Genomic DNA, 21,670 nt, shown 5'->3' with positions numbered 1-21,670 from the left:
GCCCCCCCATCATGGAGCACCGCGACGATCCGAATACCTCGAACAATCGTCCGGTACTCTAATATATGTGTCAGATTGGTCTATTAGTTACGGCTCTGCCGGGAGAATGCAACCGGGCAAAAAGCGAACGCCGCCAAAACGGCGGCATTCACAGGTTTTTCAACAGGCAATGCTGGAATAAAGGCTTTTACGGGCGCTTGGGGATATCCAGACCGCGCTGTACTGCCGGACGGGCAAGACCACGTTCCAGCCATGCCGGTACGTTCTTCAGGCTGGCATAGTCGACAAGATCACCCGCGCCATAGAAGCCGACCAGATTGCGCACCCAGCCAAGCGTGGCGATATCGGCGATGGTGTATTCATCGTCCATGATCCACTGGCGGCCTTCCAGACGCGTTTCCAGCACGCCAAGCAGGCGCTTGGATTCATTCTGGTAACGTTCAAGCGGGCGCTTGTCCTCGATTTCACGACCGGCAAACTTGTGGAAAAAGCCAACCTGACCGAACATCGGGCCAATCGCGGCCATCTGGAAGAACACCCACTGAATTGTCTCGTAGCGACGCGCTGGATCCGAGGGCAGGAACTTGCCGGTCTTTTCGGCGAGGTAGAGCAGGATCGCGCCGGATTCGAACAGTGCCAGCGGCTTACCATCAGGACCATCCGGGTCGATGATCGCAGGAATTTTGCCATTCGGGTTGAGTGCCAGATATTCCGGTGTCCAGCTTTCGTTTTTGCCAATGTCGATGAGATGAACCTCATAGGGCAGACCAAGCTCTTCCAGCATGATCGATACTTTCACGCCGTTCGGCGTTGGCAGGGAATAGAGCTGGAGACGTTCAGGATGCTGGGCTGGCCAGCGTTTGGTGATTGGGAAGGACGAAAGATCAGACATAGGGGTTCCTTTGTTGGATCAAGTGGCTGAGGGCCGTAGAAGCTTTGTTTGATGGGGATTGCTGCAGAAGAGTACGATTCTAGGACATGCTAACACGGTGACAGACAGACTTTCCATGGTCTGTTCTAACCGGCATGCACTTCTCCGTGAACCACGTCGAAAAACTGGGCGCGACCCGCGAGACTTGAAAACAGCGCCCGGTCGGTGCCGGTCATGAAGGCTTGACCGCCAAGCTCTTCAATGATGTCGAAAAGTGCTGCCCGGCGGCCTTCGTCAAGATGGGCGGCAATCTCGTCCAGCAGAAGTATGGGCGCCATGCCTGCGAGTTCGCCTGTCAGGCGTGCATGGGACAGGATAAGGCCAATGAGCAGGGCTTTCTGCTCGCCCGTCGAACAAAGTTCAGCGGGCATGCCCTTGGGCCGGTGCCGCACCAGAAGATCGGATCGATGCGGACCATCCAGCGTTCTTCCCGCTGTCCGGTCGCGGGTGCGCCCATCATGCAGTGCGCGGCGAAAGGTTTCCTCCACATCGGTTGCCGATTCGATGCCGATGCGCGCTTCCAACTCGCCGTTGAGGATGCAATCAGCCTTGGGGAAGGGGCTGTCATCCGGCAGCCGCTCGATCATGCCGTTGATCAGGCGCATAAGCTCGGCCCGGGCTGCGGCAATGGCAATGCCAAGCTCGGCCATAGGCGTCTCGATGGCATCAAGCCAGGCGCTATTACCGCGCTCTTCCGTCAAGAGGCGGTTACGGCTGCGCATGGCTTTCTCATAGTCAGCCACGCGGCGGCCATGCGCCGGATCAATAGCAAGCACCATACGGTCGAGAAAACGCCTGCGATCACCAGCGGGACCGGTGAAGAGCCCATCCATGGACGGCACCAGCCAGAGAATGCGGGAATACTCCAAAAGGTCATCGGCGCTCGATGCAGTCACACCATTGATACGCACACGCCGTGCCGTATCTCCCGGCGCATTGCCCGCCAGTCCCGTGCCGACATCAACAGAGCCCTCTTCGGTCTCGATGGCCGCGTGGATGGCAAAACCATCAGGCGCATCATTACGGGTAACATCCGTATAGGTCGCGCGGCGCAACCCGCGGCCCGGCGAGAGGAATGAAATCGCCTCGAGCAGATTGGTCTTGCCCGAGCCGTTTTCCCCCGTCAGCACCACATGCGACGGTCCAAGCCGCAGCGACAGGTTTTCATAATTGCGAAATTGCGCGAGCTTCAACCGGCTGATGGAAACACGGGCCGGTTTACCTGCATCTGCTGTGGGATCATCGCTCGTCATGCTCAAGCGCTGCCACTGAGAAAGGAAAGCGTCCGCATCAGTGAACTGTCGCGTTGATGAAAGAAATCATATGACATTGCATTGTTCATTCTCCCATCCGATCGCTGTGGTGTTTGTCAGGGTTCAAAGTGTGGTTGGTGATGCAGGGTGCGTGGTTCGACAAGCTCACCATGAGGGAGAGAGGTGATGAAGGGGAGCCAAGTTCTGCAATGGTGGTGATCTGCAATCTTTGTGCTGCAATCTTTGCGATTAGCGTTGCATCCACACTCTCCCTCATGGTGAGCTTGTCGAACCACGAACCCCATCTCACCCTCCACACCACGGAGGAGGCTAGGAACTCCAGCGTCAGAAACGTCCGTCAGCCAGCGTTAAACCCGCATTGGCATGAGCACGTAGAGCGCATTTGCATCGCCCGTATCGCGCACCAATGTTGGCGAGCCCGCATCAGCGAGCATGAAGATCGCCTCGGAGCCGGAAAGCTGGGCTGTGATATCAAGGAGATATTTTGCGTTGAAGCCAATCTCGATGGGGTCGGAATCATAATCAGCGGCAAGCTCGTCCGTTGCGCTGCCGGAATCCGGATTGTTCACGGTCAATGTCAGCTGGCCGTCGGCAATGGTCAGTTTGACGGCGCGGCCACGCTCGCTTGAGATCGTCGACACGCGGTCAACGGCAGAGGCAAAGCTCTGGCGGTCGATGGTCAGCTTCTTGTCATTGCCGGATGGAATGACGCGCTGATAGTCAGGGAATGTGCCGTCAATCAGCTTGGAGGTGAGAACCACCGAGCCAATGGTGAAGCGGATCTTGGTGTCCGACAATTCGATCGTGACAGCGACATCCGGATCATCGACAAGCTTCTGCAATTCGGCAACTGTCTTGCGCGGAATGATGATGCCGGGCATGCCTTCGGCACCTGACGGCGCTTCGAGTTCCGCGCGCGCCAGACGATGTCCGTCCGTGGCAACAGCACGCAGCTTCAGGGAACCTTCGCTTTCGATGGCATGGAAATAGATGCCATTGAGATAATAGCGGGTTTCTTCGGTCGAGATGGCGAACTGGGTCCGCTCAATCAGGCTTTTCAGCGCTGTCGAGGTAATGCGGAATGTGTGAGTGAAGGAGCCCGCGGTTAGCTCGGGAAAATCCGATTGCGGCAGGCACTGCAGGCGGAAATTCGACCGGCCGGAGGTCACAGTCATCGAATTGCCATCGGTGTTGGTCGCCAGCATGACTTCCGCGCCATCGGGCAGCTTGCGCACGATGTCATAGAGCAGATGTGCCGGTACTGTGGTCGCGCCCGATTGTTCAATCTGGGCAGCCGTAGCTTCGGTTACTTCAAGATCAAGGTCGGTCGCTTTGAGGGCAAGACTTGCACCCTCGGCCTGTAAAAGAACGTTCGAAAGAATCGGAATGGTGTTGCGCCGTTCCACCACGCGATGGACATGGTTGAGCGACTTCAGAAGATTGGAACGTTCAAGAGTTACACGCATGATAAACCGGTCTCACTGTCTTTTTCGACCCAAAGCCTTTACGGGCCTGCGGCGCTTTTTCTGGCGAGAGGGCGAAGTTCCCCCAAGGTCAAGCAAATTGGCAGAAAGTCACCGTAAAAAGCAAGCCTGTGGCTGGTATCAGCGTACCATACCACAGGCTTTCTGTTGATAAGTGGCGTCGGCCTTACTGGGCCTGATCGTTGATCAGGCGCTTGAGCAGTTCAAGTTCCTGCGACAGTTTCTGGTCCTTGCCGACAATATCCTCGATCTTGCGCACCGCATGCAGAACTGTGGTGTGATCACGGCCGCCAAAGCGCCGACCGATTTCCGGCAGCGAACGGGGTGTAAGCATCTTGGCAAGATACATGGCGATCTGGCGCGGCTTCACGATGGTGCGTGTACGCCGGTTGGACAGAAGGTCCTGCTTGGACACGTTATAATGGCGCGCAACAATGCGCTGGATTTCTTCAATGCGGATACGCTTGGCTTCGCCGCCGCGCATCAGATGGCTCAGCAGCTCATCGACCCGGTCCACGGAGAGGTTGGGTTCGAATGTCTGGCGGAACAGCAGCTGGTTGAACGCGCCTTCGAGTTCGCGGCCGCTTCCCGTAACGGACTGGGCAACGTGATCAAGAATCTCGGGCGAAATATCAAGCGACTGGTCTTCGTGCTGCGCCGAAACCAGACGGCGCTTGAGAATCTCCAGACGCATTCCATAATCAGGGGAGACCATTTCAAGGGCAACGCCGCCCTGCAGGCGCGAACGCACGCGCGCATCCAATGATTCCAGTTCTGATGGCGGACGGTCAGCGGCCACAACAACCTGCTTGGCGCTATCGAGCAAGGTGTTGATCAGATGGCAGAATTCATGCTGGATCGACTTGCCCTGCAGGAACTGCATGTCGTCAATGATCAGAAGGTCGATGTCGCGCAGCTGTTCCTTGAAAGAGAGCGCATTGTTGTCGCGAATAGCCGTTGCAAAGCGCCACATGAAATATTCAGCGGTCAAATAAACCACACGGGCCCGCTCCGAGCGCTTCAGGGCGTCAGCGGCAATCGCCTGCAGAAGATGTGTCTTGCCGAGGCCGACAGAGGCATGGATGAACAGCGGATTGAAACGGACGGCACTGGCACCGGCATCGGCAATGGTGCGGGCTGCAGCCAGAGCAACGCGGTTTGGCGTGCCATCAACAAATGTTTCGAATGTATAGCGAGGGTCCAGCGGCGAACCAAAGACAGAGTTCTGTCCGGGGCGATCGGTAGCGCGGTCAGCGAAATGCGCCGGTGCCTTCTTGTCCTGCGACGTGTTGCCGACAGGAAAAACCGGCTTGTCACGGGTGATGGCACGCGGATCGGCACGCAATGCAGGCTCGGCCTCCAGCGAAGGACGGCAGGCACGGCTGGCGCTGCGGAATACGATCTCAACCTTGAGAACCTGCTCGTCTTCTTCACGCCACAACGCGTTGATCATGTCGGAGTAGTGGTTGTTAATCCAGGAACGGAGAAATGCGGTCGGTACAGACAGGCGAACAATGCTCTTGGAAGTCTCATCCAGTTTCAGGCGGCCGAACCAGCTCGAGTAAACTTCATTTCCAAGCTTGGCCTTGAGTTTGGTCTTGACCCTCTCGAAAATCATTTCGCCCTGGCTGCTGGCCGGTACCATACTTTTCCCTTCGTCCATATGGAGCGGGACCATGGCTGCATTCGTGCCGTTATCCATTATTCCGCTGGTCATTGTCATCGCCTCATCCTGATATTTATCTGTTCGGGCTTAGATTGCCCGTGTTCTCATGTGGACCGGCATGAACCGGTTTGCAGTCCTAAAGAGCCGATCACCCCTATGGCCGGCTTTCAATCTCCTGGAGCTATAGATCGGATAAGGAGAGGGACGCGTAATACAGGTCTGAACAATCTCGCACTGAAGTTCTAAAAACCGCCACGTCCATATCCTTCTCAACTTTGGCGCAAAAAGACTCACGCCCGGCTGATGCCAGCGCCGCCAACTTGCTTCTTTTCTGAAACACCCAGGTCCGTATAAAACCTGAATACCGACAAAACTTACTCGTTACGCAAACAAAAAATCTGCGTTCGAACCCACTAATTTTATAAGCCTGTTAAATGGGTTTTTGCCCACCCCTTCGATGTCTGGACCTTACAAAAACCTTTGCGTGGAGGGCAAGGGCAGGCACGACGCTTTTTTAGTGAATTAAAGGTTAACGCTTTTACGATTTTTTTAACGACTCCCGGTTCGGTGCGGAAAAAGCCTTCGGATTCAAAGCCTTTTTTGGAATGCGAATTTTGCTGCAGTGCGGACTCACGCGATCAAAAAAAAATATTAAATTATCGCTTGACAGTGGCTGGGGTGGCAGATTCTCCCGGCTGGGGTTGGCACACAATGACTACCTGCCGTAAGTATTTGATATTAAACAAGAAATGATGATTGTCGCTTTTTGTATGAAACTATTTGTGACCAGCATATGTCAGGGTTTTGATATGCCACAATCTTTTTCACTGGAAACGAATTTATGCTCAAAAAAACGGCAAATAAAAAACCCGGCTAAAGACCAGCCGGGTTTAAAATAGACTATTTCTGTCTAATTATGCAGACATGGCCTTGAGGCGATGTGCAAGACGGGAAACCTTCCGGGATGCCGTGTTCTTGTGCATTACGCCTTTAGTAGCAGCGCGCATTACTTCCGGTTCAACAGCCTTGAAGGCTACGGAAGCGGCTGCCTGATCACCGCTTGCCACCGCATCTTCGAACTTGCGAAGGAAGGTGCGCACGCGTGAGCGGCGGGATTTATTTACTTCGGTGCGGGCTTCAATCTTACGCGCCGCTTTCTTGGCCGAAGGAGTGTTGGCCATGATGCCTCTCTTTTCTGTCAGCTACTCGGCAGCTTCAAAGCGGCCGTCACAAAATAATAGGGTGGCCGAGGGGCCACCAAACGTTGTCGGGCTTATAGATGACGTTTCCTGTTGCGTCAACTTGGAATCGTCGCCTTGCCGGTGGATATTTCACCCTCAACGATTCTTGAAATTTGGCGTGCGCTTTTCCGCAAAGGCCGCCATTCCCTCTTTCTGATCTTCCAGCGCAAACATGGAATGGAACAGGCGCCGCTCGAACCTCAATCCTTCCGACAGCGTTGTTTCATAGGCGCGGTTGACCGTCTCCTTGGTCATCATGACAACCGGCAGGGAGAAGGAGGCAACTTTCTTGGCCGCCTTCAGGGCTTCCTCAATAAGCTCGCCAGCGGGCACCACGCGTGCCACAAGGCCGCTACGCTCAGCTTCTGCAGCGTCCATCATGCGTCCGGTCAGGCACAGGTCCATTGCCTTGGACTTGCCGACAAAGCGCGTTAACCGCTGGGAGCCGCCCATGCCGGGCATGACACCAAGTGTAATCTCGGGCTGCCCGAATTTGGCAGTATCCGCTGCAATGATGAAATCGCACATCATGGCAAGCTCGCAGCCCCCGCCCAGCGCATAGCCCGCCACCGCGGCGATAAGTGGTTTGCGCAGACGCGTGACCCGCTCCCATTCGCTGAAATAATCGCTGAGATATGCATCGGCGAATTGGAGCGTCTGCATTTCCTTGATGTCGGCACCGGCAGCAAATGCCTTTTCAGAGCCGGTGATGACGACGGCACCGATCCGGTCGTCCTTTTCGAAGTCTTCAAGCGCCGCGCTCAGCTCGGCAAGCAAGGCGGAATTCAGCGCATTCAGTGCCTGCGGTCGATTGAGTTGAATGAAGCCAACCTTCTCGCGCGTTTCGACAATGATATTTTCGTAGGCCATGCGGGTACTCCTCCTAATGCTGGCAGATCGGGCAGAAAAATGTCGACCGTCCGCTTTGGACGATGCGCGTTACCGTGCCATCACAGGCAGGACGCGGGCAAGGCTCGCCTTCGCGATCGTAGACAGAAAATGAATGCTGGAAATAGCCAAGCTCCCCGTCGGTCTGCCGGTAATCCTTCAGGCTGGACCCGCCTGCGGCAATCGCATCGGAGATGACGGAGCGAATGGAGGCAGCAAGCCGCTCCGCTATGGGATCAGGTTCGCTGTTCTCGCCAGTAATGGTCCCGGCAACGCGCAGAGGTGACAGCTCGGCGCGCCAGAGAGCTTCGCAGACATAGATATTACCAAGGCCGGCAATCAGTGTCTGGTCCAGCAGAGCCGCTTTCAACGGCGCATTCTTGTTTTCGAAAAGTTTTGCGAGCAGTGCGCCGTCCAGCCGGTTGCCTGTGGGTTCGATGCCGAGATCCTGAATGAATTTGTGGGTGTTGAGCGCGCCTGGTTCTGCAAACAGCATAAAGCCGAAACGGCGTGGGTCGTTGTAGATGATACGACTTTTCACACGATCTTTTGATTCCACATGGATCACAACATGGTCATGCGTCGTATTCCGCGACCGTTCATGGTGAAACACACCTGGCGCAGTTTCTTCCTCGTCCCGTTCGATCCGATAGGAGCCGGACATTCCCAGATGGCTGATCAATCCCAAACCATCGTCCAGATGCACAATCAGATATTTGGCCCGGCGTTCCAGCGAGTCGATCCGGCGCCCTGTCAGCCTTTGGGCAAAGTTTTCCGGAAAGGGAAAGCGCAGATCCGGTCTGCGCTGCTCGACACGCGCAATGGTTGCGCCTTCCATGAAGGGCTGCAATCCACGGCGTACGGTTTCGACTTCAGGAAGTTCAGGCATGGGATGCTGTGCCTCGCAAGAAGCTCTTGCCGTGTAGGCCGGGTGCAATGTCGAGATGAGCAGCAATCGTTTCGCCAATATCGGCAAAGGTCGGACGGATACCCAGCGATCCATGCGGCAGGTCAGGCCCGAAACAGAGAACCGGAACGCGTTCGCGCGTGTGATCTGTTCCCTTGAAGGTTGGATCACAACCATGATCGGCCGTCAGGATGAGCAGATCACCGGCGCGCAATTTTGCCAAAGCTTCCGGCAGGCGGCGGTCAAAGGCTTCCAGTGCCGCGGCATAACCGGGTACATCACGGCGATGGCCGTAAAGCATGTCAAAATCGACGAAGTTGGTGAAGACCAGATCACCGTCCTGCGCATCGTCCATGGCAATCAGGGTCTCGTCAAAAAGAGCCATATTGCCATTGGCCTTGCGCACCTGTGATACGCCCTTATGCGCATAGATATCGCCGATCTTGCCAATCGCGATGACGGTGCGGCCAGCATCGGTCAGGCGGTCGAGCAATGTCGGTTCAGGCGGCGGGACGGAATAGTCGCGGCGATTACCGGTGCGCTCAAAGGTTTCTCTGGTTTCACCGACAAATGGCCGCGCGATCACCCTGCCAATATTCAGCGGATCGACCAGCTCGCGCATGATCTCGCAGAGCTTGTAAAGCCGGCCGAGACCAAAATGCTGTTCGTGCGCAGCGATCTGGATCACGGAATCCGTTGACGTATAGAAAATCGGCTGGCCGCTGCGAATGTGCTCTTCGCCATACTCTTCGATGATGTCAGTACCGGACGCATGTTTGTTGCCCAGAATACCGGGTAAATTGGCACGGCGGACAGCTTCTGCAATCAGACTGTCGGGAAAGGTCGGGATTGTCTGGGGAAAATAACCCCAGTTGAAGGTTACGGGTACGCCAGCGATTTCCCAATGACCTGACGGCGTATCCTTGCCATTGGAAACCTCTTCTGCGGCTCCCCATAATCCGACCGGATCAGTTGTCTCAGACGGAATTTCGAAGTTGGACGCAAGACTGGCCGCGTGGAAAAGACCAAGTGAAGCCATTTTCGGCAGAGCGAGCGGGCCGGAACGCAGCCCGGTCCTGTCCCCACGTCCCTGAGCGCATGCTTCCGCAATATGCCCCAGCGTCGTTGCGCCCGCATCACCAAAAGCTGCAGCATCCGGCGCGCCGCCTATGCCAAAGGAATCGAGCACAAAAAGAAAAGCGCGAGACATGCATTACTCCATCAGAACCACCTTCCACAGATAGGTGAAACTGAAGCGGATGACAAATATCAAGTATCAGCAGGTCTTGAAGGCGATCTGTTATCTCAGCAATTGCTGCAAGCGACTGCTGTACCCTGACGGACGCGGCCATAGATTGTCTTCGCCATGGGAATGCCTTTGCCTGAGGTGCCAATGGACGTGTTGACAGGATTTTGCATCGTCCAGGCGATGAGCGGTAGGTAGGCGATATTTGTCTCAACACGTACAAATGTGATGTTTGTACCCGCGACGCGCAGATTGGGATCAATGGCGATGGTGCTGCCTTTCGCATAAGGCGTTGTGACTGACTGGTTGACCCGGCGCTGCGACCACGCAACCGTCGCACTGCTGCCATCTCCGGGAACATTGATGGATGTCACCGTGATTTGCGGCAAATCACGCTGGTAAGGCAGAAGCGTCAGACCGGCGATTTCCATGATATTGTTAATCTGGTCTTTCGTGACCGATTGCTGTTGCGTGACCAGATCGGCGACCATACTGCCGGAGCGTGCGAGTTTTCTGTTGACGTCAATTCCATTCGTCACTTCAACGCTGCCAAGAAGCAACAGGATCATCACCGGCGCAATCAATGCAAATTCCATTGCCGCAACACCACGTTGATCTCCCAGGAAAGCCGCAAAAGAGGCTTTCAAATTACGGGCGATTGCAAACAGGCTTTTACAGGGCTGCATGGCGCGGGCTCTCGCTGAAGACAGGGAACGTTGGGAAGGCTGGTGGGCAATCATAGATAGGGCTCGTTTTGCCAGGTTGCCGTTGAGAAGAGCAGGGTCTTCCCTTTCCCCTTTATGCTTTCAATGCGGGGCTTCATCAAATCAGTCAGGATAGGCCAGCGGTAAAAGACCCGCAGTTGATTGATTGTTCCAGCGCCACCGGGAGCATTCTTGAACCCGGACGCGTCGACATCATTGTCCGCCTTGATCGGAATGGTCTTCGGTACAGCCTTGAAGGTCGCATATGTTTGCAAATCGACGACGAGATCAGGGCAACCCGCTGCGGGCATGAGCAACTGGCCGCAAATGAGGGTCGCCAACTTGCTGCCGCTTACATCGCTGGCTTTGAGCTGGCCGGTTCTCAGCTTGCGCGAGAGATCGTCAACGGTGTTGGACATGACCTGTTCGGCGGTAAAGCTCAGGCTGATTTCTATAATAGCAAAAATAAGCAGGAAGAAGGGAAGGGCAATCAGGGCAAACTCGATTGCAACGGTACCGCGATTGTTCCTGCAGAACCGTGCAAACATTGAAGGCCTGCGTTTGCCGCATGCTGGTCCAGCAGGGTCATGACCTTCATGTAAATCAGTTGTAACAGCTCCCCGCACCATGGATTGTCTTTCTCCGTATCATCGCGCCGGACAAAGCTCTATCAGCCAGATGTTAGAATCTCGTTTGAAGCCAGATGCAAATTGTGATGAGTGAATTCACTCTTTCTCAACTTTGATGCAGGTGAACGGGGAGATTATCAATTGCCGCCGATTTCCGTATCGGATTTCTTTTCGGCGTCGGTCTTCTGGGATGTTTCGCAAAAGGGCGAGCATGAGAGTGTCTGGACAGCAGCCCGCCTATAGACGCGGACGGTGTTGGCAACGCTGCGGCTGACGAGAACGTGATCATCGACAATCGCGCCGCCATCGGCGTCCATGATGACGATGTTCGTCACACCGAAACCTTTACCTGTCAGCACCACCGTTTTTGAATCTTTGACAACCGCATCGGCTATTTCGGGATCGCCGACAACGACCGTATCCGCAGGGCGGGCCAGCTTCAGAACGGTGGCCTGATTCATCACAACATGGATGCCGGTGTCAGCACCAGCTTGTGCCGCGCTCGACACAGCGGCCAAAAGCGCAAGTGCAATGATCGTGCCGTGATATCGAACCATGGAAATGCCCTTCGCAAAATCGTTGGATGAACCATGCCCGTGATTGGTGAAAGAAGGCTTAATCCGTGAACCGCTTGTTAAGCATAATTTTGAGCGGCAATAGGTCATGAGCCCATGTGGAGCGATCAATTTCAGGCTTCAGTTTCATCCTTTCGTAACGGTCTTTTTTAAGATGAAAGCAATTCGTCGCGGATAATCTCCCACCATATCACGTTACAAAAATGGCCACGATAAATGGCAACAGAAGTGCGGGAGATCACAATGTTCAACGTAAAACATCTCGCAGAACCGGGCGACAATGCGTTCACCGGCTTTCCCCGGAACAGGTCCGGAGCGACTGCCATTGAATATGCCCTGATTGCGGCCATTATCTCCATTGGGATCGTCTCCAGCGCAGGAACGCTCGGAACCGCCATCAAAGCCACCTATCAAAGTGTCTCAACCAAAGTTGTAGACGTGAGCCAGTGATGTTCAAACGCAAAAACGGCTCAGACATTCGGCGTGACGGACAAGCGCGATGATTGAAGCAGCAATATTGATCGTCTTTCCCTTTGCCATGGCATTTGCGGGCGTATCCGATCTTCTCTCCATGACAATCCAGAACCGTGTCTCGGTCATCCTGCTCGTCTCTTTTGCCGTACTTGCTCCTCTCACCGGAATGCCCTGGGATATTTTCGGCCTGCATTTTGCAGCCGGTGGTGCAGTTCTTGCGGTCACGTTCCTGCTGTTTGCGACGGGAACCATGGGCGGCGGCGATGCCAAGCTCATGACGTCAACGGCAGTCTGGATCGGGTGGAACATGGAATTGGCAGGCTATCTGCTCATTCTGTCGCTGCTTGGCGGTGCTCTGACACTGGCAATCCTCAGATATCGAAGCTCGCATCTGGCTATTGTATATGCGGGGCGGTTTAATTTCATGCAACGATTGGCACAGAAAAACGAAGGCGTGCCCTACGGTATTGCCCTCGGAGCAGCTGGTTTGATGGTGTTTCCATCATCGCCAATGTGTCTGTGGGTCGTGGAACGATTGGCTCATATTTGACAGCTTCTGGTTGGCTTTCTGACTCTTCGCACGGCATGCGAGTAGGTTAGGGCTAAGACAGTACAAAATACGACCAGATTGTCCCCATTAATCATCATTTTAAGCAAAGTATTAACCATAATTACACGATTGCGAAGCCAAGGTGTTCCCCGGGCAATGTGGGTGAAAAACTATTGGGGTCGTCAATGCAAAAGGCACGCGTTGTTATTCTCATCGTGGCGATAACGGCTGCCGGTGCAGCTGGCTATATCGCGACGAATATGAAGCCCGAAGCACCTGTTGTCGAAGCTGCCGCGCCCCCTCTGCCCCAAATTGAACTTCAGGACGTGCTGGTTGCCACGGATGGCCTTGGCGTTGGTGCCGAAATGCAAAACCAGATGCGCTGGCAGCCATGGCCCGTAGCGGCGTTGGCTGACGGCTATATCAAACGTTCAGAGCGGCCAAACGCTGAAAAAGAACTGAGCGGATCGACTGTCCGGCTGCAGATATTCCCGGGAGAACCGATCCGCGAAGCCAAGCTGATCGGCAAGGGCCAGAGCTTCATGTCGGCGCAATTGCCCGCCGGGATGCGTGCAGTGGCAACGCAGATTGCAGCTGATACCGCCGCGGGCGGCTTTATCCTGCCCAATGATTATGTCGACGTGATTATGATCCGGCAGGTGGAAGGCGAACAGAAACAATTCGCTACCGAAACAATTCTCAGCAATGTGCGGGTTCTCGCCATTGATCAAACAATTCAGGAAGACGAGACCGGCCAGAAAAACAAAGTGGGCTCCACCGCAACGCTCGAACTGACCCCGCAACAGGCGGAGATATTGTCGGTGGCGCAGCAGATGGCGAGCCGGATGACGCTGGTGCTGCGATCCCTGCAGGATGTGCAGGAGCCGACAGGGCCCGGTGCTGAATACCTCGTCAATTCACCGGGGCGCGCCGGAAACGTCAAACTCATCAAATCCGGAACTGTCACTGAAATATTGGGGCGCAAATAAAATGGGGTTCGGATCAATCGTCATGATGCGCAAATGCGACAACCGCCTGTCCCGATTCTGGAAAGCCGGACTCATTGCAGCGGGCTGCGGCATTGCTCTTTTGCCAATGCAGACAAATGCCATCGCTGAAAGCAATGTGGTCAAACTCAATCAGGGGCAGGGTGCTTCCAAGCGGATCAACCTCGCTCTCAATAAATCGCTTGTCGTTGATCTTCCGACAGACGCTTACGATATTCTCGTTGCCAATCCCTCAGTAGCTGACGCTGTTACCCGCACGGCCCGCCGCATCTACCTTTTTGGAAAACAGGTCGGTCAGACGAATATCTTCGTTTTCGGGCCAAATGGCGAGCAGCTTGCAAGCTTTGATCTGGTGATTGAACGGGATGTCGCTGGTCTTGAAGGCAGTCTTAAAAAATACATCCCGGATTCCGACATCAAGGTCGAACTTCTCAATGATAACGTGATTTTGACGGGAACAGTGCAGACCCCGCTTGACGCCAAGCGTGCGACCGATCTTGCAACCTTGCTGGTCACAGGCGGTGAAGCAACAACCGGCCAATATTCGCAGGGGTCCGTAACCAATGGCAAAGGTACCAGCGTCGTTATCGGTGATCAGGATGAAGCGCGCCAGAAGAGCAAGATCGTCAATCTCATTCAGATTGCTGGCGAAGATCAGGTAACACTGAAGGTTACCGTGGCAGAAGTCAGTCGCACGGTTATGAAACAGCTGGGCGTTAATCTTATTGGCTCTACCAAGTCGGACGGCATCCTGTTCAGCTCGGAAAATATTGCCTCGCTTGTCGGTAAATCAATAAGCTCTTCGGGTGCGTCCATCCCCCTGTCGATCGGCAGCGCCACCATCGACTCCTACATCAATGCGATGGAAGCGGCGGGCGTGATGAAGACCTTGGCAGAGCCGTCCCTGACAGCAATTTCGGGCGAACAGGCAACATTCAAGGTTGGCGGTGAATACAATCTGATTACCGGTCAAACCGTTTCAGAGAACTCAAAAACCGGTGTCGAACGATCGAGTTATAACATATCGAAAGTTGAATATGGTATCGGCTTGGAGTTCGTGCCTGTGGTTCTTTCTCCCGGCCGCATAAGCCTGAAGGTACGGACATCCGTTTCCGAACCCACCATGGAAGGGTCTGTCAGTCTTGGCGCGGGCGGAGGACTTGGCGGCAGGACGGCTGCACCCGCGACCAATCTGATTTCACTGCGCAAACGTCTGGCTGATACAACTGTAGAGTTACCTTCCGGCGGCTCCATGATGATTGCAGGCTTGATGCGCGATGAAAATCGCGCCGCCATCTCCGGTCTGCCGGGTATGTCTAAAATCCCGATCCTTGGCACCTTGTTCCGCAGCCGTGAATTTGTGCGCAATGAAAGTGAACTTGTCATCATCATCACGCCTTATCTGGTCCGCCCGGTAGCCCGTACAGCCCTTGCCCGTCCAGACGATAATCTCAATCCGGCTGATGATGCATCGGGAATGTTCCTTGGCAAGGTCAATCGCGTTTATGGCACGAAAGCCGCCGCCGCACCGACCGGACGTTATGAAGGCGTTGTCGGATACATCTACAAATGAGCAAGGACACAGTCATGTCAGACAAGAAATCTATGCGCATGAAGCCAGTGCTTGCTCTTCTTGCGGTCACACTCCTTGCCGGTTGCGCTGACCGTAGTGGAACCGTCGGCAGCATTCCGGATGATTATCGGACCAATCACCCGATTGTCATCTCGGAAAAAGAGCAGGTCGCCGATATTCCGGTTGGACATGCCGACACGAGGCTTTCAATTACGCAACGCAGCATCGTTCAGAACGTGCTGGCCAATTATCATGCCAATGGTTCTGGCGTCATTCATATCCTGTTGCCAGCGGGCACGTCCAATGAGCGCGCCGCCGCCCGGTTGCGGGATGATATCGTCGCAACTTTGCGCAAGAGCGGTGTAAAGCCGTTCAATATTTCGAGTGAGCGCTATCAGGCAGACGCTGACGAGTCAGCGCCTATTCGCCTGTCCTATTCCGCCATGACCGCGTCGACTGGCCCCTGCGGCCAGTGGCCCAAGGATATTCTCGATACCGCCGACAACAAGCATTATCAGAATTTTGGTTGTGCCAGTCAGAACAATCTCGCGGCACAGATTGCCAATCCGGCTGATTTGCTTGGACCAAGAGCCACGACATCAATCGATGCAGAGCGTCGCGGCGTCGTCATCGATGCATATAGAAAAGCCGCCGCGCCCACACCGGTGCGAACGCAGGACGTCAATTATTAAGTATCCGGACCTCTTTCTTTGAAAAGCGGAATGCCAAGATGAGCCAGTTGGCCTTTGAAACAGAAAATCAATTCAAGGATAGCGATGGACGCTCTGCAGGCGCCGGGCTGCACGCTTACAGGCCTATTCCTCGCATATCGATACAGGCATTTTGCGAAACGGATGCTGTTGCACAGCAGCTATCGCGGGCAAGCGAAGACCGCCGTATGGCGAAGACCCATGCCCAGCTGCATATGGGCGGGATAGGCAGTGCCGTCGAACTCTTCCAGACGATGCCGACGCCCAATCTCATTCTTCTGGAATCATCGGCAGCGCCTCGCGATATGCTGGAACAGCTTGCCGCGCTTTCTCAGGTGTGCGATCCGAGCACCAAGGTCGTCATTATCGGTCACTACAATGATGTCTGGCTTTACCGCGAACTTCTGCGCAATGGCATTTCCGAATATATGGTCGCTCCAATTGATCTGGCCGATATTATCGGCGTGATCGGCGGCTTGTTCGTTGATCCAGACGCGAAGCCTTTGGGAAGTTCCATTGCATTTATCGGTGCCAAGGGTGGTGTCGGTGCGTCCACCATTGCGCATAATATTGCCTGGTCCATCTCGTCGCTCTTCAAGAACGAAGTCGTCATTGCCGATATGGATCTGCCCTATGGCACAGCCAATATCAATTTTGATCAGGACCCGCCGCAGGGCATAGCGGAAGCGGTCTTTTCGCCAGAGCGCATTGATGATGTCTATCTCGACCGGCTTCTCGCCCAATGTGCGGAAAACCTGTCTCTGCTTGCCGCCCCATCCACGCTGGATCGCGTGTTTGACTTTCGTGACGATTCCTTCGCTCATCTGATTGATGTTGCCCAGCGCTCTGTCCCCCATGTGGTGCTGGATATTCCGCACACCTGGAATGGCTGGACCCGCACGACGCTTGCACGGGCTGACGAGATCGTCATTGTCGCTTCGCCTGAGCTAGCCAATCTGCGCAACACCAAAAACTTGCTCGATACGTTGAAACAGTTGCGGCCGAATGACGGGCCGCCGCGCCTCATTCTCAATCAGGTTGGAATTCCCAAACGGCCTGAGATTGCACCGGCGGATTTTTGCAATCCGCTGGGAATTGCGCCGCTGGGCGTGATCCCGTTTGATCCGGCGCTGTTTGGAAATGCTGCCAACAATGGGCGGATGCTTGCGGAGACTGATTCCGCCAATGCAATTGTCCAGAACATCAATGAGATTGCCCATATCCTGACTGGCCGCCTTGAACTGAAGGCCAAGAGGAAGCCTGTACTTTCTTCAGTCCTGTCGAAACTGAAGCGCAAGAAGTGACATTGAAGGAATAAACCCATGTTCGGCAAACGCGGAAATACGGGAGAAGGCCGGCCGATTCAGGAGTTTCGGGCCGTTGCGCTTGAGACGGCGTTGCCGATGCACGCTGCACCGGATGCTGCGCGTTCTCCGCGTGATGTTGCCGAGATAAAGCGTCTTGCCGTTGTCGAACAGCCGCCAAAACCAGCCGCACCGCAACGCGAAAAGAATGAAAGCTATTACGACACCAAATCGCAGGTGTTCACGGCATTGATCGACACGATCGATCTTTCGCAATTGTCGAAACTTGATCCAGACGTTGCGCGCGAAGAAATCCGCGACATCGTCAACGACATCATCGCGATCAAGAACTTTGCCATGTCGATTGCCGAGCAGGAAGAACTGCTCGATGATATCTGCAACGATGTTCTCGGCTATGGTCCGCTGGAGCCTTTGCTGGCGCGCGATGACATCGCCGATATCATGGTCAACGGGGCGCGCAAGACCTATATTGAAGTCCTCGGAAAGGTACAGGAGTCCGGCGTCCGGTTCCGCGACAATCAGCAGCTTCTGAACATCTGCCAGCGTATTGTCAGCCAGGTTGGCCGCCGTGTTGATGAATCGAGCCCCATATGCGATGCGCGTCTTCCTGATGGCTCGCGTGTCAATGTCATTGCCCCGCCTCTTGCGCTTGACGGACCTGTTCTCACCATCCGCAAATTCAAGAAGGACAAGCTGACCCTTGATCAACTGGTTCGCCTTGGCGCCATCTCGCCTCCCGGTGCTGAACTGCTGCAGATCATCGGCCGTGTTCGCTGCAATATTGTTATCTCGGGCGGTACGGGTTCGGGCAAGACGACGCTTCTGAACTGCCTGACAAATTATATCGACCGGGATGAACGTATCATTACCTGCGAGGATTCCGCTGAACTTCAGTTGCAGCAGCCGCATGTGGTCCGTCTTGAAACCCGCCCGGCCAATCTGGAGGGCGAGGGCGAGATCACCATGCGTGATCTGGTGAAGAACTGTCTGCGTATGCGCCCGGAACGCATTATCGTCGGTGAAGTGCGCGGACCCGAGGTTTTCGACCTTCTATCCGCCATGAATACCGGCCACGACGGGTCGATGGGTACCATTCACGCCAACAGTCCGCGCGAATGTTTGAGCCGTATGGAATCGATGATTGCCATGGGTGGTTTCGCGCTGCCGCAAAGGACCGTGCGTGAGATCATTGTTGGTTCTGTCGATATTATCATTCAGGCTGCGCGTCTGCGCGATGGCTCCCGGCGCATCACCCATGTGACCGAAGTCGTTGGCATGGAAGGCGATGTGATCATCACGCAGGACCTCATGGTCTACGATATCGAAGGCGAAGACGCCAATGGCCGCCTTGTTGGAAAGCATGTCTCGACAGGATTGAGCCGTCCGAAATTCTGGGATCGCGCACGATACTACAATGAAGAGCATAGGCTGGCGCAGGCCATCGACGCGATGGAAGTTCAGTCATGAGATCGTTAGCACGGCGGGAGCATGGCGATGTTCGGTCTTGATTTCGAGCAACTCGCATTTGTCGTGCTGACAACATTCTCGCTCGCCTCTTTGGCCTATTTCTGCGTCTTCGACCAAATCGAACAGCAGAAAAAGTCTGATGATCGCTTAAAGTCGGTCAAGCTGGCAGCAACCGACAGTCTGAGTAAATCCGGCGCCCGCGATAAGCAGGCCGAGGCCGTAAAGCGCCGCAAATCGGTGCAGGACACGCTGAACGATATCGACCAGCGGCAAAAGCTGCGCGACAAGAACATCAAATCCCCTCCGCTCAAAATGCTGTTGCAACAGGCGGGCCTGAAAGTCACAGTCAGGCGCTTCTATATTTATTCGGGCATTGTCGGAATTGTTCTGGTCTTTCTGCGCGTATTCTTCGGCGCGCCGCTTTATCTGGCGCCCGGTTTCTTCCTGATTGGCGCTTTGGGTCTGCCGCGCGCCTTTGTTTATTATATGCGGCGGCGGCGCGTTGCCGCCTTCCTGCATGAATTTCCAAACTCCATTGACGTCATCGTGCGTGCCATACGGTCGGGCCTGCCGCTCAATGATGGAATTCGCCTGATAGCGCAGGAAGCGCGGGAACCAGTTCGCACGGAGTTCCGGCGGATTGTTGATATGCAACAGGTCGGCGTGAGCATTCCGGAAGCGGCAATGCGCATGTCGGAGTTCATGCCCTGTCCCGAAGCAAGCTTCTTTGGCATTGTTATCCAGATTCAATCGCAGGCGGGCGGCAATCTGTCCGAGGCACTTGGCAATCTTTCGCGCGTATTGCGGGACCGCAAAAAAATGAAGGCGAAAGTGCAGGCTCTGTCCATGGAAGCCAAGGCATCCGCCTATATTATCGGAGCATTGCCCTTCGTTGTTGCCGGGCTCGTTTACATAACAAGTCCCGGTTACATTTCGCTGCTGTTCACGACCGATAAAGGCAACCTCATCATGATGTGCGCAGCCGTTTGGATGTCCATCGGCATTCTTGTGATGCGCAAAATGATCAACTTCAAATTCTAGACGGAGCAGGCGCGGTGTTTTCTTCCCTTCTCAAAGCCGTGCATGACAATCCGGACACCGTTCGGGCTGTGCTCGTGGCTGTTTCAGCCTTTGCAACGGTTATGACGATTTTCCTGCCGAAACTTCGCACATCGGGTTTGAAAACGCGGATGAAATCGGTGGCTCTGGAGCGTGATCAGTTGCGTGCGAAAGATCGCACGCGTCTTGCCGCTGAAAGCATAAGTCGCCATAAGTCCACTTCGCAGGGTAGCCTGCGCATGGCCCAGCGTCAGGGCGTCCGGCAATTTGTCGAAAAGCTTGATCTGCAACGGGCGCTTGCCGATGAAAAGACACTGGCATCGCTGCGCACGGCCGGCTTTCGCGGGCAGAATGCACTAAATGTGTTCCTGGCGGCCCGTTTCGGTCTGCCATTTCTGACATTCACCCTGACAGCCTTCTGGATATTCGGCCTGAATGGTCTTTGGGGACAGCCGACAATGGTACGCGTACTCGTATGCCTCGTTGGCGGCTATATCGGTTTTTACGCGCCCAATCTTTATGTCAGCAATGCGGGCAGCAAACGAAAACATTCAATCCAGATGGCGTGGCCGGATTCCCTCGATCTCATGTTGATCTGCGTTGAATCCGGAATGTCGATCGAGGCCGCCTTCAAGAAGGTGTCGGAGGAGATTGGCGTTCAGTCAACGGCGCTGGCCGAAGAGTTTGTCCTGACGAATGCAGAACTTTCCTTTCTGCCCGAGCGGAGGCTGGCCTATGAAAATCTTGCAACGCGCACTGGGCTGGAGTCGGTCAAATCAGTCGTACAGGCTCTGACCCAATCCGAACGTTACGGTACATCCATCGGCGGCGCGCTTAGAACCTTGTCCGATGAAAGCCGTGAGGCCCGTCTCAATGCCGCCGAGAAGAAGGCGGCAGCCTTGCCACCGAAATTGACCGTCCCGATGATTGTGTTTCTTCTGCCTGTGCTTTTCGCGGTCATTCTTGGACCCGCAATCATTCAGGTTTCGGCGCAGGGCGGCATATTCGGCGCGATCAAATAAACAAGCCGCTTATCATCCTGCGGCTGTTTCCATGCTCTTGCAGGGTCAACTGTTGTTGGGCTTCTTCTTGTCTTTCAGCATGTTCCACGAGTTTTGCTGGGCAAGCATCGAGCGGAGATACCTGACATTGGTCTCTGCCTGTTGCGGCGAGAGTTCCTGTTTGGCGATTGTTTCTGCCTCGGCAAACCGGCCCTGAAGCCCGATAACCAGCGCCAGATTCTGCCTGACACGGCTATCGGCACCCTGAGCGCCAACTGCCCTGCGCATATATGTTTCCGCCGTGTTCAACTCGCCTGACAGGACATAGGACATGCCAAGATTGGAGAGCAGCGATGCCTCATTTGGATTGATGTCCATTGCCTGCTTGTAGATGTTGCGGGCCTCGCTGGTCTTGCCCAGCTGGTCAAGAATAGCGCCTTCAGCGGAAAGCAGTTTCCAATCGGGATATTCGGGTGTCTGCGCGCGGCGAATTGCATCAAGCGCGGCTTCAAATTCGCCGCTGCTCGCCAATGCCTTGCCATAGGCAGCAAGCACGTCACGGTCTTTCGGATAGGCAATGGCCAGACTGCGCATGACCGCAAGGGCCTGATCATTACGGCCTGTCATACGCAGCACGGTGGAAAAATTCATCGCCGTGGCTTTGTCTTTGGGATTGCTTTGATAGCGCGCCCCAAGACTGGATGATGCTTGCGCGAGCTGCTGCGCATTCATCTCATCGAAATTGCCCGCTGGTGCTGCCGCAGTGGAAGCCGGGGAAATAGAACCGGTGGTTGTTTTGTCGGTTGTAGCGCAACCAGAAATACCCGCGGCAAGGGCAATCATTGCGGCGGAAAAAATGAGACGGCGATTGCGTTGAATAATCCCTGCGCTTGTCATAATTTGCCCCGTCAGATCCCACCGCACGTTCATTGGTGCGTTAACCAATCCCATGCGAAAGA

21 protein-coding genes are annotated in these 21,670 nt (G+C 54.8%); 9 read left to right on the top strand and 12 right to left on the bottom strand.

Features of this window, described 5'->3' with window-relative positions; translation table 11 throughout:
* Window positions 1–187 precede the first annotated feature (187 nt).
* The 11 genes from FHW17_RS00580 to FHW17_RS00530 all read right to left on the bottom strand — a co-directional run bounded on the left by FHW17_RS00580 (window position 188) and on the right by FHW17_RS00530 (window position 11,527).
* Window positions 188–892: a glutathione S-transferase N-terminal domain-containing protein gene (locus FHW17_RS00580; RefSeq protein WP_113095020.1), complete on the bottom strand. Its 705-nt coding sequence runs from the start codon at window positions 890–892 to the stop codon at window positions 188–190.
* A 125-nt stretch (window positions 893–1,017) separates the two neighbouring features.
* Window positions 1,018–2,184 (bottom strand): DNA replication/repair protein RecF, encoded by a 1,167-nt coding sequence (gene recF / locus FHW17_RS00575; RefSeq protein WP_113095019.1) that lies wholly within the window; start codon window positions 2,182–2,184, stop codon window positions 1,018–1,020.
* A gap of 368 nt (window positions 2,185–2,552) precedes the next feature.
* Complete coding sequence (gene dnaN, locus FHW17_RS00570) at window positions 2,553–3,671, bottom strand: DNA polymerase III subunit beta (protein WP_091878630.1); 1,119 nt, start codon at window positions 3,669–3,671, stop codon at window positions 2,553–2,555.
* 184 nt (window positions 3,672–3,855) lie between these two features.
* On the bottom strand, window positions 3,856–5,352 hold the full coding sequence (dnaA, locus tag FHW17_RS00565; RefSeq protein ID WP_182509390.1) for a chromosomal replication initiator protein DnaA: 1,497 nt from the start codon (window positions 5,350–5,352) through the stop codon (window positions 3,856–3,858).
* A gap of 917 nt (window positions 5,353–6,269) precedes the next feature.
* Window positions 6,270–6,536 carry a 30S ribosomal protein S20 gene (gene rpsT / locus FHW17_RS00560; RefSeq protein ID WP_112523402.1) on the bottom strand — a complete coding sequence of 89 codons (267 nt, stop codon included), beginning with the start codon at window positions 6,534–6,536 and terminating at the stop codon, window positions 6,270–6,272.
* A gap of 156 nt (window positions 6,537–6,692) precedes the next feature.
* A complete protein-coding gene (locus FHW17_RS00555) occupies window positions 6,693–7,466 on the bottom strand; it encodes an enoyl-CoA hydratase (protein WP_091878627.1) in 774 nt (257 codons plus the stop codon).
* A 13-nt stretch (window positions 7,467–7,479) separates the two neighbouring features.
* Window positions 7,480–8,373: a bifunctional DNA-formamidopyrimidine glycosylase/DNA-(apurinic or apyrimidinic site) lyase gene (gene mutM / locus FHW17_RS00550; RefSeq protein ID WP_182508995.1), complete on the bottom strand. Its 894-nt coding sequence runs from the start codon at window positions 8,371–8,373 to the stop codon at window positions 7,480–7,482.
* Window positions 8,366–9,601, bottom strand: a complete 1,236-nt coding sequence (locus tag FHW17_RS00545; RefSeq protein ID WP_182508994.1) for a phosphopentomutase — start codon at window positions 9,599–9,601, stop codon at window positions 8,366–8,368. The genes mutM and FHW17_RS00545 overlap by 8 nt, the downstream gene beginning before the upstream one ends.
* 95 nt (window positions 9,602–9,696) lie before the next feature.
* Entirely contained in the window at window positions 9,697–10,233 is a 537-nt protein-coding gene (locus FHW17_RS00540; protein ID WP_162700227.1) for a TadE/TadG family type IV pilus assembly protein, read from the bottom strand.
* 140 nt (window positions 10,234–10,373) lie between these two features.
* The gene (locus tag FHW17_RS00535; RefSeq protein WP_112523390.1) at window positions 10,374–10,889 is read right to left on the bottom strand and encodes a TadE/TadG family type IV pilus assembly protein; all 516 of its coding nucleotides are present in this window, start codon (window positions 10,887–10,889) and stop codon (window positions 10,374–10,376) included.
* A gap of 218 nt (window positions 10,890–11,107) precedes the next feature.
* Window positions 11,108–11,527: a pilus assembly protein N-terminal domain-containing protein gene (locus FHW17_RS00530; RefSeq protein ID WP_112523983.1), complete on the bottom strand. Its 420-nt coding sequence runs from the start codon at window positions 11,525–11,527 to the stop codon at window positions 11,108–11,110.
* A 261-nt stretch (window positions 11,528–11,788) separates the two neighbouring features.
* Here FHW17_RS00530 and FHW17_RS00525 point away from each other — a divergent pair, with 261 nt between their 5' ends.
* The 9 genes from FHW17_RS00525 (at window position 11,789) to FHW17_RS00485 (ending at window position 20,732) form a co-directional block, all read left to right on the top strand.
* Window positions 11,789–11,995, top strand: coding sequence for a Flp family type IVb pilin (locus tag FHW17_RS00525; RefSeq protein WP_112523387.1), 207 nt, complete (start codon window positions 11,789–11,791; stop codon window positions 11,993–11,995).
* A gap of 49 nt (window positions 11,996–12,044) precedes the next feature.
* Window positions 12,045–12,569 (top strand): prepilin peptidase, encoded by a 525-nt coding sequence (locus tag FHW17_RS00520; protein ID WP_182508993.1) that lies wholly within the window; start codon window positions 12,045–12,047, stop codon window positions 12,567–12,569.
* A 185-nt stretch (window positions 12,570–12,754) separates the two neighbouring features.
* Entirely contained in the window at window positions 12,755–13,558 is an 804-nt protein-coding gene (gene cpaB / locus FHW17_RS00515; protein WP_112523382.1) for a Flp pilus assembly protein CpaB, read from the top strand.
* 106 nt (window positions 13,559–13,664) lie between these two features.
* Window positions 13,665–15,149 carry a type II and III secretion system protein family protein gene (locus FHW17_RS00510; protein ID WP_246706730.1) on the top strand — a complete coding sequence of 495 codons (1,485 nt, stop codon included), beginning with the start codon at window positions 13,665–13,667 and terminating at the stop codon, window positions 15,147–15,149.
* Window positions 15,146–15,841, top strand: coding sequence for a CpaD family pilus assembly protein (locus FHW17_RS00505; protein WP_246706711.1), 696 nt, complete (start codon window positions 15,146–15,148; stop codon window positions 15,839–15,841). The genes FHW17_RS00510 and FHW17_RS00505 overlap by 4 nt, the downstream gene beginning before the upstream one ends.
* Before the next feature lie 38 nt (window positions 15,842–15,879).
* Window positions 15,880–17,163: a CpaE family protein gene (locus FHW17_RS00500; RefSeq protein WP_182508992.1), complete on the top strand. Its 1,284-nt coding sequence runs from the start codon at window positions 15,880–15,882 to the stop codon at window positions 17,161–17,163.
* Between the two features lie 18 nt (window positions 17,164–17,181).
* Window positions 17,182–18,651, top strand: coding sequence for a CpaF family protein (locus FHW17_RS00495; protein WP_112523377.1), 1,470 nt, complete (start codon window positions 17,182–17,184; stop codon window positions 18,649–18,651).
* Window positions 18,652–18,678: 27 nt separating this feature from the next.
* Window positions 18,679–19,692 carry a type II secretion system F family protein gene (locus FHW17_RS00490; RefSeq protein WP_182508991.1) on the top strand — a complete coding sequence of 338 codons (1,014 nt, stop codon included), beginning with the start codon at window positions 18,679–18,681 and terminating at the stop codon, window positions 19,690–19,692.
* Window positions 19,693–19,706: 14 nt separating this feature from the next.
* Entirely contained in the window at window positions 19,707–20,732 is a 1,026-nt protein-coding gene (locus FHW17_RS00485; RefSeq protein WP_348643700.1) for a type II secretion system F family protein, read from the top strand.
* Between the two features lie 45 nt (window positions 20,733–20,777).
* Here the strand turns inward: FHW17_RS00485 and FHW17_RS00480 are convergent, their stop codons facing one another.
* The gene (locus FHW17_RS00480; protein WP_182508990.1) at window positions 20,778–21,608 is read right to left on the bottom strand and encodes a tetratricopeptide repeat protein; all 831 of its coding nucleotides are present in this window, start codon (window positions 21,606–21,608) and stop codon (window positions 20,778–20,780) included.
* Between the last annotated feature and the right edge of the window lie 62 nt (window positions 21,609–21,670).

Source organism: Phyllobacterium sp. P30BS-XVII (assembly GCF_014138335.1).
GTDB classification, from domain to species: Bacteria; Pseudomonadota; Alphaproteobacteria; order Rhizobiales; family Rhizobiaceae; genus Phyllobacterium; species Phyllobacterium meliloti.
This window is presented reverse-complemented; position numbering and strand designations above follow the sequence as displayed.

Coding starts and splice junctions, on each gene's coding strand:
- FHW17_RS00580 (WP_113095020.1), bottom strand. CDS start 892: ATGTCTGATCTTTCGTCCTTCCCAATCACCAAACGCTGGCCAGCCCAG.
- recF (WP_113095019.1), bottom strand. CDS start 2,184: ATGACGAGCGATGATCCCACAGCAGATGCAGGTAAACCGGCCCGTGTT.
- dnaN (WP_091878630.1), bottom strand. CDS start 3,671: ATGCGTGTAACTCTTGAACGTTCCAATCTTCTGAAGTCGCTCAACCAT.
- dnaA (WP_182509390.1), bottom strand. CDS start 5,352: ATGGACGAAGGGAAAAGTATGGTACCGGCCAGCAGCCAGGGCGAAATG.
- rpsT (WP_112523402.1), bottom strand. CDS start 6,536: ATGGCCAACACTCCTTCGGCCAAGAAAGCGGCGCGTAAGATTGAAGCC.
- FHW17_RS00555 (WP_091878627.1), bottom strand. CDS start 7,466: ATGGCCTACGAAAATATCATTGTCGAAACGCGCGAGAAGGTTGGCTTC.
- mutM (WP_182508995.1), bottom strand. CDS start 8,373: ATGCCTGAACTTCCTGAAGTCGAAACCGTACGCCGTGGATTGCAGCCC.
- FHW17_RS00545 (WP_182508994.1), bottom strand. CDS start 9,601: ATGTCTCGCGCTTTTCTTTTTGTGCTCGATTCCTTTGGCATAGGCGGC.
- FHW17_RS00540 (WP_162700227.1), bottom strand. CDS start 10,233: ATGGAATTTGCATTGATTGCGCCGGTGATGATCCTGTTGCTTCTTGGC.
- FHW17_RS00535 (WP_112523390.1), bottom strand. CDS start 10,889: ATGTTTGCACGGTTCTGCAGGAACAATCGCGGTACCGTTGCAATCGAG.
- FHW17_RS00530 (WP_112523983.1), bottom strand. CDS start 11,527: ATGGTTCGATATCACGGCACGATCATTGCACTTGCGCTTTTGGCCGCT.
- FHW17_RS00525 (WP_112523387.1), top strand. CDS start 11,789: ATGTTCAACGTAAAACATCTCGCAGAACCGGGCGACAATGCGTTCACC.
- FHW17_RS00520 (WP_182508993.1), top strand. CDS start 12,045: ATGATTGAAGCAGCAATATTGATCGTCTTTCCCTTTGCCATGGCATTT.
- cpaB (WP_112523382.1), top strand. CDS start 12,755: ATGCAAAAGGCACGCGTTGTTATTCTCATCGTGGCGATAACGGCTGCC.
- FHW17_RS00510 (WP_246706730.1), top strand. CDS start 13,665: ATGCAGACAAATGCCATCGCTGAAAGCAATGTGGTCAAACTCAATCAG.
- FHW17_RS00505 (WP_246706711.1), top strand. CDS start 15,146: ATGAGCAAGGACACAGTCATGTCAGACAAGAAATCTATGCGCATGAAG.
- FHW17_RS00500 (WP_182508992.1), top strand. CDS start 15,880: ATGAGCCAGTTGGCCTTTGAAACAGAAAATCAATTCAAGGATAGCGAT.
- FHW17_RS00495 (WP_112523377.1), top strand. CDS start 17,182: ATGTTCGGCAAACGCGGAAATACGGGAGAAGGCCGGCCGATTCAGGAG.
- FHW17_RS00490 (WP_182508991.1), top strand. CDS start 18,679: ATGTTCGGTCTTGATTTCGAGCAACTCGCATTTGTCGTGCTGACAACA.
- FHW17_RS00480 (WP_182508990.1), bottom strand. CDS start 21,608: ATGACAAGCGCAGGGATTATTCAACGCAATCGCCGTCTCATTTTTTCC.